The 16,587-nt window shown below is 47.1% G+C and carries 16 protein-coding genes; 9 read left to right on the top strand and 7 right to left on the bottom strand.

All coding sequences use genetic code 11. The features are described from left to right. Positions 1–2 precede the first annotated feature (2 nt). Positions 3–386 carry a response regulator gene (locus HZF10_RS01125; protein WP_176004330.1) on the bottom strand — a complete coding sequence of 128 codons (384 nt, stop codon included), beginning with the start codon at positions 384–386 and terminating at the stop codon, positions 3–5. Positions 387–726: 340 nt separating this feature from the next. Between HZF10_RS01125 and ku the strand changes: the two genes are divergently transcribed. Beyond that, positions 727–1,515, top strand: coding sequence for a non-homologous end joining protein Ku (gene ku, locus HZF10_RS01120; RefSeq protein WP_176004329.1), 789 nt, complete (start codon positions 727–729; stop codon positions 1,513–1,515). A gap of 213 nt (positions 1,516–1,728) precedes the next feature. Further along, positions 1,729–4,392 carry a DNA ligase D gene (gene ligD, locus HZF10_RS01115; RefSeq protein ID WP_176004328.1) on the top strand — a complete coding sequence of 888 codons (2,664 nt, stop codon included), beginning with the start codon at positions 1,729–1,731 and terminating at the stop codon, positions 4,390–4,392. A 66-nt stretch (positions 4,393–4,458) separates the two neighbouring features. On the opposite strand, the gene HZF10_RS01110 is transcribed toward ligD, so the two are convergent. The 5 genes from HZF10_RS01110 to HZF10_RS01090 form a co-directional block, all read right to left on the bottom strand. Next, positions 4,459–6,009, bottom strand: a complete 1,551-nt coding sequence (locus HZF10_RS01110) for a L,D-transpeptidase family protein (protein WP_176004327.1) — start codon at positions 6,007–6,009, stop codon at positions 4,459–4,461. An 84-nt stretch (positions 6,010–6,093) separates the two neighbouring features. Further along, complete coding sequence (locus tag HZF10_RS01105; RefSeq protein WP_176004326.1) at positions 6,094–6,693, bottom strand: HPP family protein; 600 nt, start codon at positions 6,691–6,693, stop codon at positions 6,094–6,096. Next, positions 6,693–7,961, bottom strand: coding sequence for a chloride channel protein (locus HZF10_RS01100; protein WP_176004325.1), 1,269 nt, complete (start codon positions 7,959–7,961; stop codon positions 6,693–6,695). Before HZF10_RS01100 ends, HZF10_RS01105 begins: the two co-directional genes overlap by 1 nt. A 59-nt stretch (positions 7,962–8,020) precedes the next feature. Further along, positions 8,021–9,493 (bottom strand): patatin-like phospholipase domain-containing protein, encoded by a 1,473-nt coding sequence (locus HZF10_RS01095; RefSeq protein ID WP_176004324.1) that lies wholly within the window; start codon positions 9,491–9,493, stop codon positions 8,021–8,023. 168 nt (positions 9,494–9,661) lie between these two features. After that, on the bottom strand, positions 9,662–10,240 hold the full coding sequence (locus HZF10_RS01090; protein ID WP_176004323.1) for an NUMOD4 domain-containing protein: 579 nt from the start codon (positions 10,238–10,240) through the stop codon (positions 9,662–9,664). A gap of 216 nt (positions 10,241–10,456) precedes the next feature. On the opposite strand from HZF10_RS01090, the gene HZF10_RS01085 reads away from it, so the two are divergent. From HZF10_RS01085 to HZF10_RS01075, 3 genes are all read left to right on the top strand, one after another. Next, entirely contained in the window at positions 10,457–11,236 is a 780-nt protein-coding gene (locus HZF10_RS01085) for an SRPBCC family protein (RefSeq protein ID WP_246282422.1), read from the top strand. Positions 11,237–11,311: 75 nt separating this feature from the next. Then, positions 11,312–12,259, top strand: coding sequence for a YihY/virulence factor BrkB family protein (locus tag HZF10_RS01080; protein WP_176004322.1), 948 nt, complete (start codon positions 11,312–11,314; stop codon positions 12,257–12,259). 58 nt (positions 12,260–12,317) lie between these two features. Beyond that, positions 12,318–12,602, top strand: a complete 285-nt coding sequence (locus tag HZF10_RS01075; protein ID WP_176004321.1) for a hypothetical protein — start codon at positions 12,318–12,320, stop codon at positions 12,600–12,602. Here the strand turns inward: HZF10_RS01075 and HZF10_RS01070 are convergent, their stop codons facing one another. Further along, complete coding sequence (locus tag HZF10_RS01070) at positions 12,603–13,061, bottom strand: DUF1801 domain-containing protein (RefSeq protein WP_176004320.1); 459 nt, start codon at positions 13,059–13,061, stop codon at positions 12,603–12,605. Positions 13,062–13,168: 107 nt separating this feature from the next. Between HZF10_RS01070 and HZF10_RS01065 the strand changes: the two genes are divergently transcribed. The 4 genes from HZF10_RS01065 (at position 13,169) to HZF10_RS01050 (ending at position 16,494) form a co-directional block, all read left to right on the top strand. Further along, positions 13,169–13,441 carry a hypothetical protein gene (locus tag HZF10_RS01065; RefSeq protein ID WP_176004319.1) on the top strand — a complete coding sequence of 91 codons (273 nt, stop codon included), beginning with the start codon at positions 13,169–13,171 and terminating at the stop codon, positions 13,439–13,441. A gap of 1 nt (position 13,442) precedes the next feature. After that, positions 13,443–14,213 (top strand): dienelactone hydrolase family protein, encoded by a 771-nt coding sequence (locus HZF10_RS01060; protein WP_176004318.1) that lies wholly within the window; start codon positions 13,443–13,445, stop codon positions 14,211–14,213. Positions 14,214–14,344: 131 nt separating this feature from the next. Then, the gene (locus HZF10_RS01055) at positions 14,345–15,427 is read left to right on the top strand and encodes a DUF3667 domain-containing protein (protein ID WP_176004317.1); all 1,083 of its coding nucleotides are present in this window, start codon (positions 14,345–14,347) and stop codon (positions 15,425–15,427) included. A 47-nt stretch (positions 15,428–15,474) separates the two neighbouring features. Beyond that, a complete protein-coding gene (locus HZF10_RS01050) occupies positions 15,475–16,494 on the top strand; it encodes a M28 family peptidase (RefSeq protein ID WP_176004316.1) in 1,020 nt (339 codons plus the stop codon). The last annotated feature ends 93 nt before the right edge of the window (positions 16,495–16,587 follow it).

Here is a 16,587-nt window from a genome sequence, read left to right as displayed (position 1 = left end):
CCTCATTTCAGTATTTTCCCAAGCATTTCCTGCAATCCTTTGACCGACGAAGGTTTGATCAGGAAATCGGTTGCGCCCAAAGCCATGATTTCCTCGGTAATGCGAGGTGCGGCGGCCGTCGAGTACATATAGACCGCGGCCATATTGAGGCGGTCCATTTTCCTGATTTCCGACAAGGTTTCGCGTCCGTTCATCTGGGGCATGTTCATGTCTATAAAAATGAAATCGGGCGTGAACGCACTGTCGTTGAGTTTCGTCATCGCCTCGATTCCGTTATCGGCAAAAATGCATTCGATTTGGGGATCGATACTTAAAGCGGCATCACAAAAGAACTCTTGGTCGTCTGCATCATCGTCTATAAACAAACATCGCCTTGGGGAAGCCATGAGCGTGGTAGGATTAAATTGAGTTATACTAAAATACGTTTTTTATCGGTCAGAATCTAACCTTTCATCATTCCAGACGCCGCAAAACGCATTTTGAGGAAACTGATTCTCGTTTGCAACCAGAGTTTTGAACTTATGGTTTTTAGCGGATTGTTGGTATTCATGACCAGTTTTTTTGGTAGTCCGACAAAGGTTGGGATTTAGTCGCGATATGCCCTTACACGATTATTCGCGCCAGTTGCAAGATTTCTCTTATTGTGTTAAAAATGCAAGCTTTAGGCGAAAACATATAAGCCGTTTGTAAAGCGAAATCCAAAACTTTGTGAAAACCTCACATAGTATGAAAGCACTTTGGAAAGGCGGAATCAACTTCGGGTTGGTCAGCATTCCGGTCAAGCTGTACAGCGGTTCGCAGACGCATCGCATCGAGCTCGACATGATCCGCAAGAAAGACCATTGCCGCATCGAATATGTCCGGATTTGCAAAAAAGACGGAAAAGAAGTCCCGTGGGATGACATCGCCAAAGGCTACAAAAAGGAAAACGGCGATTACGTGATCCTCGACAAGGAAGAAATCGCGCGTGCGATGCCCGAAAAGACGCAAACCATCGACATTTTCGAATTCGTCAAGGAAGACGAGATTCCATCGAAATACCTCGAAAAGCCGTATTTGGTCGAACCCGACAAAATCGCGCAAAAAACCTATGCTTTGTTGCGCGACGCCCTTAAGAAATCGGGAAAGGTCGGGTTGTGCAAATTCGTGATCAGATCGTCGGAACACTTGGGAATATTGACGCCACAGGACGACGCGATCGTTTTAGTGCAGATTCGGTTTGAACAGGATTTGCGCGATCCCGACGAATTGAAGCTTCCGGGCAAGAACATTTCGATCAGCAAAAAGGAACTCGATATGGCCATGACCATCATCGACCAGCTCACAGACAAGTTCGAACCTGAAAAATACAAAGACACGTACAAGGAAGAATTGCTCAAACTCATCAAGAAAAAAGCCGCTGCAAAAGGCAAAAAGCTTCCTGCGGCAAAAGACGAACCGAAGAAAAAAGAGCGCCATCCGGCCGATGATCTGCTCGACCAATTACGCGCGAGTCTTGAGGCGATCAAGAATTAGACACGCTTTGCTTTAGACGCGCTGCACTTTAGACACGCGTTGCTTTAGACAGCAAGATCGCATACTCGCGAGACCGAAAAGTGGGGATGAAAAAAACGTAAGGAAAAGAAAAACAACGAAAGACATTTTGAAGGAGCGCAAACAGCACAATCAATAACACGCCCAGTTTAAGTCTTGCAGTCCAAAGCGTAGCGTGTCTAAAAATCTAACAAAATGACTCTAACGAAATACAACCAAAAACGCGACTTCAAAAAAACCGCCGAACCCAAAGGCGTCAAAAAACCGTCTAAAGGCGAATTGCGATTTGTGGTCCAGAAACACGCGGCCTCTCACCTGCACTACGATTTCAGGTTAGAAATAGACGGTGTATTGGTAAGTTGGGCCGTGCCGAAAGGTCCGTCGGGAAATCCGTCAGACAAACGTTTGGCGATGCACGTGGAAGATCATCCGATGGATTATATCGACTTCGAAGGCACGATCCCGAAAGGCGAATACGGAGGAGGAACGGTCATGGTGTGGGACATCGGCACCTACGAACCCGAAGGAGAAATCCCGCTCGCCAAACAGAATGCCGAAATGAAAAAGCAGCACAAATCGGGTTCGATCAAAATCGTGCTGCACGGCGAAAAACTCAAAGGCAGTTGGGCTCTTGTGCAAATGCACGGACGTGGCGAAAACCAATGGCTTTTGATCAAACACAAAGACGCCTTTTCGGGAAAAGATGTGGCGTACAATCCTTATTCGATCCTGACCGGACGCGATTTCGACGCGATCGCCAAAGGAAACGACGTTTGGGCGAGCGAGCGAAAAAAAGACGGCACGAAAAAATCGGCTGCCGAACGAAAAGCCGTCCAGAAGAAAGCTGTGGCTGAACAGAAATCTGCAAAAAAAGAAGCGTTTTCGTCCGAAGATCTTGTCGAAGCCAAACGATTGGACAAATTCCCGTCGGGCTGGTCGCCTCAACTGGCCACTTTGGCCGATGCGCCTTTCGACAGCGACGACTGGCTTTTCGAAACCAAATTCGACGGATACCGCGCGTTGGCTGAAATCCGCAACGGCGAATGCGAACTGATTTCACGGAACGGCATCTCGTTCAACAAAAAATATCCCGAAATAGCCGAAACGCTTTCAGCCATTGGGCAAGACATTATTCTCGACGGTGAAATCGTAATCGAGGACGACAACGGAAAAAGTCGTTTCCAATGGTTGCAGAACCGGGAGGAAAATCCAAATCGCGGCACGATGAAATTCTACGTGTTCGACATTTTGTATTTCGGAAATTACGACCTGCGCGCACTCGATTTGCTGCAACGCAAGAAAATCCTCAAATCGGTGCTTCCGAAATTGAAGAACATCGTGTATTCCGACCACACGATCGGTGACGGTATCAAAGCGTTCGAAAAAGCAGAAAAGCAACAAGGCGAAGGCATCATCGCCAAAAAAATCGCTTCGACATACGCTACGGGAAAACGCACCAAAGACTGGCTCAAGATCAAGACCGAAAAACAACAGGAAATGGTCATCGGCGGGTTCACCGAACCTTCGGGCAGCCGAAAAGGTCTGGGCGCTTTGCTGTGTGGTTATTACGACGGCAAGGATTTTATGTATTCAGGGAAAGTCGGCAGCGGCTATACTCAAGATATCTTGAACGATTTGCGCGGAAAACTCGACAAATTGGAACGCAAGACATCGGCTTTCAAAAATCCGCCAAGGGAGAAAAACGTGCATTGGGTTACGCCGAAATTGGTCGCTAACATCCGTTTTTCTGAGTTTACCGAAACCAATTCGATGCGACATCCGGTGTATCAAGGTTTGAGGATCGATAAGAAGGCGAAGGATGTGAAGCTTGAATTGAGCGCGGTGGATACTGATGTTTTAGAGGACTCCTCGACTGCGCTCGGAGTAGGTTCCGAGCGTAGTCGAGGAACCTCTCCCAACAAAAAAACGACAAAAAACAATCCCGTGAAAATCCAAAAAACCAAAACCGCCGATATCCCGACCTTGTCCAAAAAAGTCGAATTCTCAAACCTCGACAAAATCTTTTGGCCAAAAGAGAAAATCACCAAAGGAGACGTAATCGCTTATTACAATTCCATTTCTGATGTGATTTTACCGTATCTCAAAGACCGCCCCCAGTCGATGAGGCGAACACCCGACGGCATCAAATCCGAAGGCTTTTTCCAGAAAAACGTGGCCGATTCCGCGCCCAAATGGGCCAAAACGATCGAAATCCAATCCGATTCCAAAAGCGAACCTGTGACCTGGCTGGTTTGCAATGACAAGGATACGTTGTTGTACATGGCCAACATCGGCTGCATCGAGATCAATCCTTGGAGCAGCCGCATCAAGACGCTCGACCATCCGGATTATATCATTTTCGACTTCGATCCGAAAGGCGCACCGCTCGAAAACATCGTCAGGACCGCACATAAAGTCAAGGAAATCCTAGACAAGCTCAATGTTCCGGCGTATATCAAGACGTCGGGCGGAAACGGATTGCACGTCTTCATTCCCGTAAAACCGAAATATACCTACGAACAAACGCGTGAATTCTCGCATCTCGTGAGCCAGATCGTACATCGCGATTTACCCGATATTACGAGTTTGGAACGGCTTCCATCAAAACGCAAAGGAAAAGTCTACCTCGATTTTCTGCAAAACGGCAAAGGCAAAACGATGGCGAGCATCTATTCGATTCGTCCGAGAGAAGGCGCCGGTGTGAGCACGCCTTTGCAATGGGACGAAATCAACGACGACCTCGACCTTAAAGCCTACAACATCAATACGATTCCGAAAAGACTTGCGCAAAAAGGCGATTTATGGGCTGATTTTTTCGACAATGCGATCGACCTTAAATCGGTTTTAAAAAATCTGTAAGTAAAAAATTTAAACCATTAAGTCCATTAAGTTTCGTGGCTTTAATGAATTTAATGGTTCAAAAAATTAATTGTAAAGCAAACGCGCCAATCTAGGATCGCGATTGTACACATCGTCAAAAAACGCCACATTGCCGTTCTCATCGGCCATCGCAGTGAAATACGCGATGTAAACCGGGATTTTCCTGTTCAACGGATACTGCTTCTCTTCACCCGAATTCATCGCTTCATCAATTTTGCTGCGCGACATTCTCTTGTCGTCCTCAAGAATTTTATACGCGAGTTCCTTGGCTTTCTGCACACGCACGCAACCGTGGCTGAACGCACGCTCATCGCGATTGAACAAACTCTTGGCCGGCGAATCGTGCAGGTAAATGTTGTTGTTGTTCGGAAACATGAATTTCACAAGCCCAAGCGAGTTTTTCGGACCGGGTTTCTGACGATAGTTCTCCCCTACTTTTTCGATGTTTTCCTTTTCGAGATAGTTCGGATCTTTGGCAATATTAGGTTCTATTTCCTTTTTCACGATAGATTTCGGGATGTTCCAATACGGACTGAACACCAGATAACTCATTTTCCCGCTGAACACGACGGTTTTGTTGAGCGCTTTCCCGACGACCACGTTCGATTCGAGCGCGGGTTTTCCGTCTTTGATATACGTGAGATGATACGACGGGATGTTCACGGCCACATATTCGAATGCTTTCTCGAAATCGGGCGAAATCCAGCGGCAGCGTTCCATATTGACGACGATGGTCTTGATGCGTTCCGAAACGGGAACATTCAACTCTTTTATAAGTTCGGCGTTTATGATCTTGTCGTCCATAAACCGACGTTTGTTGAATGAAACTATCGCATCCTCGAGTTCAGCATCGAAAACCAGGCTGCCCGAATCGCTATTGAGGTCGCCCGAAATGGTTAAGCGTTTACGCACTTGAGCCACAATAGCATCCGAATCGCCTTTTTTCAACGTCTTCTTACCAATCGAAGCAATCGTTGCCCAACCGCCTTTTTTCTCGATTTCACGGTATTTTCCGAGTGCTTTGCGAAGGTTCTCGTATTGGGAAAACGTTTCCATTTTTCCGGCTTTGAGCAAACTCGGATCTTGCATAAGCGTATCGAGATAACTCACGTACGAAATCTTTTTGCGCGGCAGGAACCATCCCATTTTACGGCTTTGCACGGGCGGAATTCCCGCATACACCTTATCCACATAAAAAATGTACAGCGCACTTACAAGCATATCGTCTTCGGTCGAAGGCTTTTTGGTGTCGCGCTGCTCGAAAAGGTCGGCGTATTCGCTTTTGTAAGGAAGGTCGACAGGAACGCCTTCTTTCTCGATCTGGAGCGCTTTGTCATACAGTACTTCGGCAAAATCGATGCGGCCGTCCTTGTCGTACCACAACATTTTGTTACCGTCCGATGTATAGAGTTCAGAAATTTTGGATCTATACGATTTGAATTCGGGATGTTTTGTATAAAATTCGTCCGATTGCGCAGCATCCAAAGCATAACGATCTTTCGGATCCTGGGAAAGCTGTCCGTCGTTTTTCTTACACGAAAAAACGATGATGGAAAAAAACGCAATCCATAAAATTCGGGGCAATGCAAGTTTCATAAGGTATCTTTTCCTACTAAATTACAGACTCGGCAAGGCCCAAACAAGCCGTTGTAACAGTTTATGGAAAAGATGTAAACCGCATTAGGCGTTCATTTTGCGCTTGAAAATATACTTGCGCTTAAGATGATACACTTTTTTATGGTTCGGATAATGGCGCTTCGAAGTCACGTTGTTGAAAATCAGTGCACATACCAAAAGGATCGTCGCACCGCTCAAAACAGGAGAAAGCACATATTCGAACCCAAGCGCCTTGATTTGGGGCGAACCCGTGACCGCGATCAATGCCGTCGCGCCACCCGGCGGATGCAACGTCTTGGTGATTTGCATGAACACGATCGAAAGTGAAACGGCCAAAGGCGCGGCAATCCAGATTTCGGGAACCAATTTCGTGACCAAAACACCGGTAAACGCCGAAACCAAATGCCCGCCGATCAAATTCCGGGGTTGCGCAAGCGGACTTTGGATCACGCCGTAAACCAATACGCAAGACGCTCCGAACGAACCGATCAAGAACACATAATCCTGTTGCGGGAACGCTTGATACTGCAACCACGAAACGATGCCCAATCCTACGAAAGATCCGATGAACGCCCAAAAATGTTCGCGAAAATCGACAAGCGTTTCCTTATACAACACATAGCGCGTCTTGCGGTACGTACGTTTGATTTTTTCTATCGGCATCAGGCTGCGGGTTTATAAGTATACACCGTGAACGGATACATTTTTTTGGCCGAGAATCCGCTGAGGCAGCAAACCAAAAGCAGCGGCAACAACAGCACGTAATTCCCGGTGATGCCGCAAACGAGGAAAACCGCGGTCAAAGGCGCTTGTATCGTGGCGCTCAAAACGGCCGCCATACCGATCAGCATGAAGTTTATCGGAATAAGTCTGGCGTCGAAAAAATGATTGGCAACCAATGCGAACAGCAAGCCCGCTATCGCACCCGTGACAAGGCTCGGTGCGAAAACGCCTCCGTCGCCTCCGCCCCAAAGCGTAACGGCCGTGAGAAGCGGCTTGATGACCAACAGGGAAATCAGAAGAGCGACCAAACCGAGTGAAAAGGCCGCATCCGACTCGCGGAAAAGCACCTTGATGCCGTGATAGCCGTCTCCGTACAATTGTGGCAAAACAACCAAACCGATGCCAATTATGACGGCAGCGGGCAAAATCTTGTATTCGGGTTTTGAAAACAAGGCCGATTTCGATTTGAACCACAAAACGCTTTTGGTGAGATATACCGAATTCAACGCGGCGAAAATCGCGAATACCGCCAGATACGGCAATGCGGAAACGTTCCAGTGCGTGACGTTGACCTCAAACAGTGTTCCCGGACTGAAAAAATGGCTCACGACCAGCGCAGACAGGCACGCGAAAGCCATGATCAGCAATGCCTTGAACGATTTTTTGCGCGACACGACTTCGAGCGAGAACAAAATCCCGGCAAGCGGACTGTTGAAAAGTGCGGTCAAACCCGAGGAAATCCCTGCGCAAATCATTTCGGTCTTGTATTTCCTGAAGAAATTTTGCTTGTCGTGCGTGACCGATCCGACGGCTGCGGATGCAACCACCGTGGAAACTTCAATTCCCGTCGTGCCTCCGAAAACGACGGTGAGTAAACCATTCAAAAAGTGTGATGGGATTTTGTACAGTGGAAGCCCTTTTCCCGTTTTCAGGCTATCGAAAACCTCGGCAATGCCTTTGTTCTCTTTCTTCCTGAACAGATGTTGCCTGAGCACGAAAATCGCCGCTAGTCCGACAAGCGGGAAAACGAGCAGCAACCATTTGGAATGGATCGATTTCTCGAATAGCATTTCCTCGTAATATTCGGTGGCCGATTTGAGCGTGATCGCGACGAACGCCGAAAACGCACCGATCAGCAAAGCGATGCCAAGTAGTTTGATCCATTTTACCGAAAGAAGTTTAAGCCTGGTTTGGGATTTTGAAGTCATTGTGCGGATTTATGCAAAAATAAGCCGCAGTTTTGACAAATCCCCAAAACTTAACATTCCTATTTCATAAGTTCCCATTCCTTGAGGCTCGATTTGATTGCTTGCATGACTTTTTTCGCAAGCAGTCCGTTGAGCACGACCTTCGCGCCGATCCACAATAAACTTGAAGTAAACCATCCGAATTCGGCCGCATTCATCACGATTTTTTGGATGCGCTTTTTGATCGGTTTCGAGAATTTGTCGATTTCATCCTCTTTGATCAAAGGCCAATTCGTCCCGCCCGAAAATATCGGCATCTTGATCGTACCGGGTTCAGGTTTCGGCGAAAAAACCGGAATGATCTGGTAACGGATTTCACCCGTGGCCATCGTACTGAACCGCGTTTTGTCTATTCCCGCGTAACCTTGGGCGAAAATCGGGTTCAATTCGAGCGCTTCTGGCGGAACGGTGAAATAATCGCGCAGGAAAATTTCGCAATTGTATCGTCCCAAATAATAATCGTGAATGCGGAATTCCTTGCTCAAAAAACCTCCGAAACCGGCCAAAGCTCCACAAGCTATCGCCTTTTCACCAAACAGCTCGTCTACGACTTTTCCGTTTTGGTCACGGATTTCGCGTGATGGAGAAATGATGAATCTCCCTGCATCGGCCATAAGCATACTCACGCGATAGTCGAGCGGTTTGGCGCGCATTTGCGAAGTCATCGCCGACAAGGTCTTTCCGATTACCGAAAAAAGGCCCTGGCTGAATTTGAATTCCTCGGGCGATTTGCTCGGAAACGGATCGATCATCAAAATCGTGTTCTCGAACGATTCGAACATCGAATTGATTTTTGAAAGCGTCTCGTTGCGCTGCTCCATCGAAACCTGTTTGAGATTGTGGCTTTCAATGGTGAAATCGAGCGGAATCCAGCCCGGCGTGAATTTGGTCATGCTTTCATCGGCGACCTCAAAACATGCGTAATCGTTGTGCACAGACATGTTGTACTTTTCCTTGCGCCTTCCCGATACGAAATCGACGTTGTAATGGAAACCGCCCAAATTCGATAAGGTCGTGAATACTTTTACGGGCGATTCGAAATAAGTTGGGGTTTTCCTGAGTTCACCCGAATTCGCGCCGAGCATTTTTTCGGCTACCTCATCGATGAATTTCGAGTTGAGCAAGGACACGATTTTTCCTCCGTCGATATCGGACGTATCGAGCATTTTGGGAAACATGTCGCGATGCGTAAGGTCGACCCAACTGTTGTAGAGTTTGTTTTCGGGATGTTCGTCGAGTAGCTTGTCTTTTTCGGGAATCGTGACGGGCGTAATCTCTTTGCGGATCGTACTCGCCGTGAGCATGGCCGTCATGCCGCCTGCCGATGCGCCTCCCATTATCGGTATCGTGACCTGGTGCGTCGGAACTCCCGACTGACCGCGCCGTTTTTCCCAATCTTCAAGGGCTTCGAGAAGATAATCCATAACGCCGGCTGTATAAGCTCCGGCAGAGACGGCTCCGGCCATGCAGAGCCCGATCCTGAACGGTTTCATATCGTATGATTTAAGGAATGTACAGTTTGAAAGTCGTTTGGTTCAACTGTTTTCGGATTCCCTAAATTACACTATTTGTTTATTGATTATTGTTATTTTTTTATTGTCTATTGGCGGCCATCCATGGACTCACGATCATAAACAATGAATAATAAAAATAAAAAATAACTAAACTTTAATATGTCCCCAATTTTCCCCGCGCTTGATGCGATACAACTGCATTTCGCTTACGCCGAATTGTTTCGCAAGGATTTTAAGTCGCGTTTTGCGGTTCGGATCGAGAATTTGCTTTTTGAGGCGGATGACTTGGGTGATCGTGAGTTTGTGACCGTCCGATTTCAATCGATCCTGCAATTGTTTGCGCTTGGCGGCCTGCACGAAAGGACTTTTCTTGTAGTAATCGAGAAATTCCTCTTTAGTGACCCATTTCAGGTTCTTGAAGTAATCATTGTCGCGTTTCCTGTCGAGATGGATCAAGTGCACGTGATTTTCCGAAGGCTGTTCGACGAAATGTTTTCCGACGAGTTTATACAGAAAAATGATTTTGTTCGTGATTTTTTGCCCGGTGTTGACCTTATAGGCAAGGACGCGGTAACCTTCGGTAGAACTTCCTTTAAGGATGGTTCCGTCGTCAAAAGAATTGGTGTAGCTCAATAAACGTCCGTAATTGGAAATCGCGTACTTCTTGCGCAAAGGCGCGTCAATAGAGATTTCCTTAAACGTTTCAGATGCATAGAGACGCAGCATATCGTTCAGGTTTTGGGAAAATTTAGTCTTGGAATGACAAAGTTAACATTAGACCTGACTTGCATGCTTTATGTTACCATTTTTTTAGCATTTTTTAAGAAAAACCGATATTTCATTGAAAATTGTAGCCTAAAATTTACAACAAAACCGCATTATACTGTAAGGTAAGGCGCCTTTGCGAAAGGTAAATTTGTTAAGACGATAAAACCGACTTCTATGAAAACCGCAACCACAACCAAGAGAAACTTTTCAAAGATCGACCATTCGGGAACCGACCCGAACCGTTATGCGAGCGTGAGTAACCACGACGAGGCCAAATCTTTTTTAGGAGATGCAAAGAATATGTTCGGATACACGCCCAATATCAGCACAATTGAACGAATTGCAATGGTAGCCGCAGGTTCTTACCTGCTGTACAAAGCGCTTTCGAGCAAGAAAAAAAGCATCGCGCAAGGTATAGCCGGAGGAACCATGCTCGCACGCGGCATCAGCGGTTATTGCCCGATTTACGACGCCGTAGAGAAAAGCGGGAAACTCTCGGGACAAAACGTGAACATCCGCACCAAAGTCGTCGTAGACAAAACGCCCGAGCAAGCGTATAACGAATGGCGCGATTTGAGCAATCTTCCGCGATTCATGAAACATTTGTCGAGCGTAGACGAAATCGATCATTTGCGTTCCGAATGGACGGCAAAAGGACCTGCCGGTATCGGAAGCCTCAAATGGAAAGCCGAAATCCTCATGCAGGAACCGGGACAAGTACTGAGCTGGCATTCGCTTCCGGGTTCGGCCATAGACAACGCCGGAAAAGTGACTTTCGAAGACATCGGCAACGGCCAGACCGAAATAGACGTGACCATCTCATATCACGCGCCTTTGGGCATCGCCGGTGAAGCTGCCGCAAAATTGCTGAATCCGCTTTTCGAAAAAATGGTACAACAAGACATCGAGAACTTTCGCGAGCGCATCGACAAAGCCAACGCGATCACGGTTTAAGACCGATAAAACACCACGAACGGAAAGCACCGGATTGAGACATCATTCGGTGTTTTTCATTTAAACCCTACAAATATGGCTTTCATAACCAAACAGGACGTTACCGATATCTGGAAAATGCTCAAATGCACGTTCAACGATTTTCTCGCCGACCGCGCGTTGAAACTAAGCGCCTCGCTGTCGTACTACACCGTTTTTTCGATGGCGCCTTTGCTGTTGCTGATGATTTCGCTTTTCGGATATTTCTTCGGGCGCGATGCGATCCAGGGACACGTTTTCCATGAAATAAACGGATTGATCGGAGCCGAAGCCGCGTTACAAATCCAGGAAGTGATCAAGAACATGGAATTGTCGGGCAAGACCACGACGGCGCTGATCATCGGTATCGTGACGCTGATAATCGGGGCGACTACGGTTTTCGGCGAAATCCAGGACTCGATCAACATGATCTGGAAAGTCAAGGCGAAACCCAAACGCGGTTGGGTCAAAATACTCAAAGATCGGCTTTTGTCTTCATCGATGATCATCGGATTGGGTTTTCTCATGGTGGTTTCGCTTATGGTCAACGGCGCACTCATGGCACTCAACGACTGGCTTAAGAGTTTTTTCCCCGAAGTCACGCTCGTGTTGTTCAACATCATCAACATCGTCATCACATTTGGCGTGATCACGGTATTGTTCGGCATCATTTTTAAGGTTTTGCCCGATGCTTATATCGATTGGAAACACGTCAAGATCGGTGCGTTCTTCACGGCCTGCCTGTTTATGATCGGACGCTATCTGATCGGATTGTACATCACCACTACGAGCACCGGGACCGCTTACGGTGCGGCGGGTTCTATCATCATCATTCTCGTTTGGGTGTATTATACGGCCGCGATTTTGTATTTCGGTGCAGAATTCACGCGCGTCTATTGCGAATACACGGGCGCACGCATCAAACCAGCCGATTATGCCGTTTATGTGGAAGAACTTGAAGTGGAACGCAAAATTGAAGCGATTCCGCCACGAGACGCACCTTAAAATGGAATTCCAAATTCAAATCTGAAAATCTAAAGTCTAACAATCTAAAATGGAAATCATGAAAAAAATAGATCACGAACACGAGTTCGACGGAAAACAAGACCACAACTTCTATCAAAAACCGTTTGACGAAGTGACAGATCCGCTGCCGCAAATTGACGACGCTTCGGCTTCGATGTCCGAAAAACACAACGACCACAGGCCTACGAACGAGGAAGTCCGTCGGCCGGAATCACATGCGGCTAATCAAGTCAATGAAATCAATGAAGATGATGTGCGCGACCAATCTGACAGCACGCAAGATTGGGATGCCGAGCACAGCCGCACGGGCCGACAGAAATGATTACTTTCTGAGCAACGCGGTCTCGTAACGATCGATCCAGTTTTGTGGCGTCATTTTCGAGACGAGTTCGGCGATAAGTGTATACGGAATGTCGTCCATTTTTTTGAAACGCACGCAGCTTTTGCCCATGTCGAGCTTGAATTTGGCGTGTTTAGGGAATTCCGAAGTGAACCATTCCAGTAGTTTCGGATCGGAATACATTCCCATGTGGTACAAAGCAACGAAATTCTTCTGGGAAGCGATGTTCAGGAAAGGCAACGCCAATTTCGGGTCGCAATGATAACCCGCCGGATACGTCGATTTGGGAACGACCCAACCCATCATGCCATACGCCATCTTTTCCTCGAAGCCTTCGGGCAGATTGTCGTTGATCACCTGGCGTAATTTAGACATGACCTCTTTTCTGTCGTTAGGTAAGGTGTTCATGTAATCGTCTGGTGTAGCTGCTGTTGACTGCATGGTTTTCGGTTTGAGAAAACAAAAATAACACTTCAGAAAGTTAAAATGGCATCGAAATTGACTATGTATTTTCAAAGTATTATCTTTAAAAACCTAAAATCCACCGTATGAAAAGGATACTCTTACTGACGGCCTTGCTGCTAGGCGCTTATGCTACGCTTCAGGCCCAGGAAAAACCCAAGAAGCGTCCCGTGACGGAAAAACCGAAACAGGAAACGCCCGCGATCAAGTCGGAACCTACTCCCGAAGGCCAGGCCAACCGCCAACGCGCCGAGGAGGAAATCAAGAAGCGACGTGCCGAAAAACGCGCCAAGATGGAAGAAACCAAAAAAACAGTGCGTGAGCGCATCGCGTCCGACACTGTAGCTACAAAAAAATAACATGAGAAAAATAGCCTTGACCCTATTCGCGATGATTTTGGCGACGTCGATGAACGCACAGCTCAAAGCGGTCTCCTATTCCGACGGCAGCCAAAAACTCAACGGATTGTTCATCGCCTCGGCCAAACCGTCTGCGGGGAAACCTGGCGTACTGATACTTCCGGCGTGGATGGGCATTCAGGAACACGAAAAAGAAGTCGCCCAACAATTGTCAAAAATGGGTTACAACGCGTTCATAGCCGATATTTACGGAGAAGGCAACTATCCGAAAAATTACGATGAAGCCGGAAAAATCGCAGGCAATTACAAAACGAAATACCAAGATTACCAACGACGCATCCAATTGGCATTGGAACAACTTGTAAAATCGGGTGCGAATGCGAATAACATCGTCGCCATCGGCTATTGTTTCGGAGGAACGGGCGTACTCGAAATGGCGCGCGCCAAAATGAACGTGAAAGGCGTCGTTTCGTTCCACGGCGGTTTGGGCAAGGATGCGTCTCGCGAAAACGGCGCGATCACGACCAAAGTATTGATTTGTCACGGAGCCGACGATCCTTACGTTCCTAAAGAAGACATCGAAGCCGTCCAAAAAGAATTGCGCGACGGTAAAACCGACTGGCAGATGAATTTTTATGCGAACGCCGTTCACGCTTTCACCGAAAAGTCTGTCGGAAACGACAATTCCAAAGGCGCGGCTTATAACGAAAAAGCCGATAAACGCTCGTGGAAAGCACTCGAAGACTTCCTAAACGAGACGCTTACGAAATGATATTTACAGATCGAAACCAAACCGCAATTCACGTTGCGGTTTTTTTTATTGCCGATTTTTAGATTGATCGGTTTTCTGATTGTCTCAATTGCCGAATTTGATTTATTTTTGAATCAACCAATAAACATCAAATGTCTCAACACAGCCCAATACGCGAAGACAAGACTTGCCTGAATTGTCGCCACGTGGTCGAAAGGCGTTATTGCCCGAACTGCGGACAGGAAAACACCGATTCGCGAAAGACCTTCCACCATTTGTTCGTCCATTTTTTTGAAGATCTCACGCATTACGAGAATTCGTTCTGGAAAACAATCCGACACTTGTTGTTCAAGCCCGGTCGACTGACGCAGGAATACCTTTCGGGAAAACGTATGTCGTATCTAGCACCCGTGCGTTTGTACATCTTTATCAGTTTCGTGACCTTTTTCCTGATCAGCGTTTTGCCCGGAGGCGAAGAGGAACACGATTCAGACGATAAAAAAGAAGAAAAGGAACTCGTCAAGACCGCTCCGTCTGATGGCAAAATCGTAAAACTCAACAAGGACGGCAAAGAAATATACGCATTGGCTAAAGATTCCGTAATGGCCGAACTCGCCGAGGACACTCTTGCCCAAAAACAAGTCGAGGAGCTCGAAAAAGGCGTCAGGTCGAGAGGCATCGGAAAATACGAGAACGAGAGGGAATACGATTCCATACAGGCTACAATGCTGCCGACACAAAGATCTACGGGCATCAAAAAATGGCTCGAAAGGACGATGGCACGCGTGAACGGAAAGACCGACGATGAAGATTTCGACAAGAAATTCGTAGAAGCCTTCATACATAACGTACCGAAAGCCTTGTTTCTCTACATGCCGATTTTCGCATTCTGGCTATGGGTTTTCCACGGAAAGAGGCGCTGGTATTATTTCGACCACGGCATTTTTACGCTGCATTACTTCTCGTTCATGCTGCTTACGCTGTCGATGATGCTCACCTGGAACATGTTGGCCGAGATGGTCGATTTCTCCGCTATTACCATTTTGACGGCATTCCTGTGGTTTTTCCTGTTCTGTTGGTGGTTCTTTTATTTTTTCCGTTCGCACAGCCGATTTTACGGAGAATCGAAAGCCGTTTCGAGACTGAAAAGCCTGATGCTGTATTTCATCAACATGTGGCTGATCACGTTTTTTACGATGGGCTTGCTCATCTACACGATTTTGTACTTACATTGAGTGTAACATTTTAGACCGATTCCTTACTTACAAGAAAATTATCCAATATGAAAAAATACCTGATACTCGGAGTGGCTTTACTGGCCTTGTCGTGTAAAAGCACCAAAAGCGACCTGAATTCGGAAGCAACGGTGAGCAAATACATGAACACGATCACTTCGGACGAACTCAAAAAGCACCTTACGATAATCGCTTCCGATGAAATGCAAGGACGCGAGACCGGATCGGAAGGACAAAAAAAGGCCGGACGCTACATGATTTCGCAGTACGAAGCCAATAAAATTCCGTTCCCGAAAGGCGCTAAAGATTATTACCAACACATTCCGGCGGCTTTCCTGAACGCCAAATACAACGAGAATCTTCCGGATTCCGAAAATATCTGGGCGTTTATCGAAGGAACCGAAAAACCCGAGGAAATCGTCGTGATTTCGGCGCATTACGACCATGTCGGCATGAAAAACGGCGAAATCTACAACGGTGCAGACGATGACGGAACCGGAACGGTCGCACTGATGGAAATCGCACAAGCATTCCAAAAAGCCAAAAAAGACGGCAATGGACCGAAACGCTCGATTCTGATTTTGCACGTAACAGGTGAAGAACACGGCTTGCATGGTTCTCGCTATTATTCCGAAAATCCTTTGTTCGCTTTAGACAAGACGGTTGCCGACGTGAACATCGACATGATCGGACGCCGCGACGACCCGCATTCGAAAACGAACGATTACATTTATGTGATCGGTGCCGACAGGCTTTCGTCCGACCTCGATAAAATCGTACGTGAGCAGAACGACAAATTCATCAAGATGGATCTCGACTTCAAGTTCAACGACCGCAACGACCCGAACCGTTTCTACAACCGTTCCGACCATTATAACTTCGCCAAGCACGGCATCCCGTCGGTTTTCTTTTTCAGCGGCGTGCATGCCGATTACCACAAACCAGGCGACGACGTAGAGAAAATCGAGTTCGACGCCCTTACGCGACGTGCCCAACTTGCTTTCGTGACGGCTTGGGAAATCGCGAACAGAACAGAAAAACTAGTCGTCGACAAAAGCGGCGAGTAATTTTAGATTGGACAAACATTTGGAGAAATCCGGGAGGTATACTTCCGGATTTTTTATTTTGTAGACTTGAAGTCCTTCGCGCGCTAAGTGTCC

The sequence above is a fragment of the Flavobacterium agri genome (assembly GCF_013401995.1).
Classification (GTDB): domain Bacteria; phylum Bacteroidota; class Bacteroidia; order Flavobacteriales; family Flavobacteriaceae; genus Flavobacterium; species Flavobacterium agri.
Note: the sequence above shows the minus strand (reverse complement) of the source record. Positions and strands in the feature narration are given on the sequence as shown.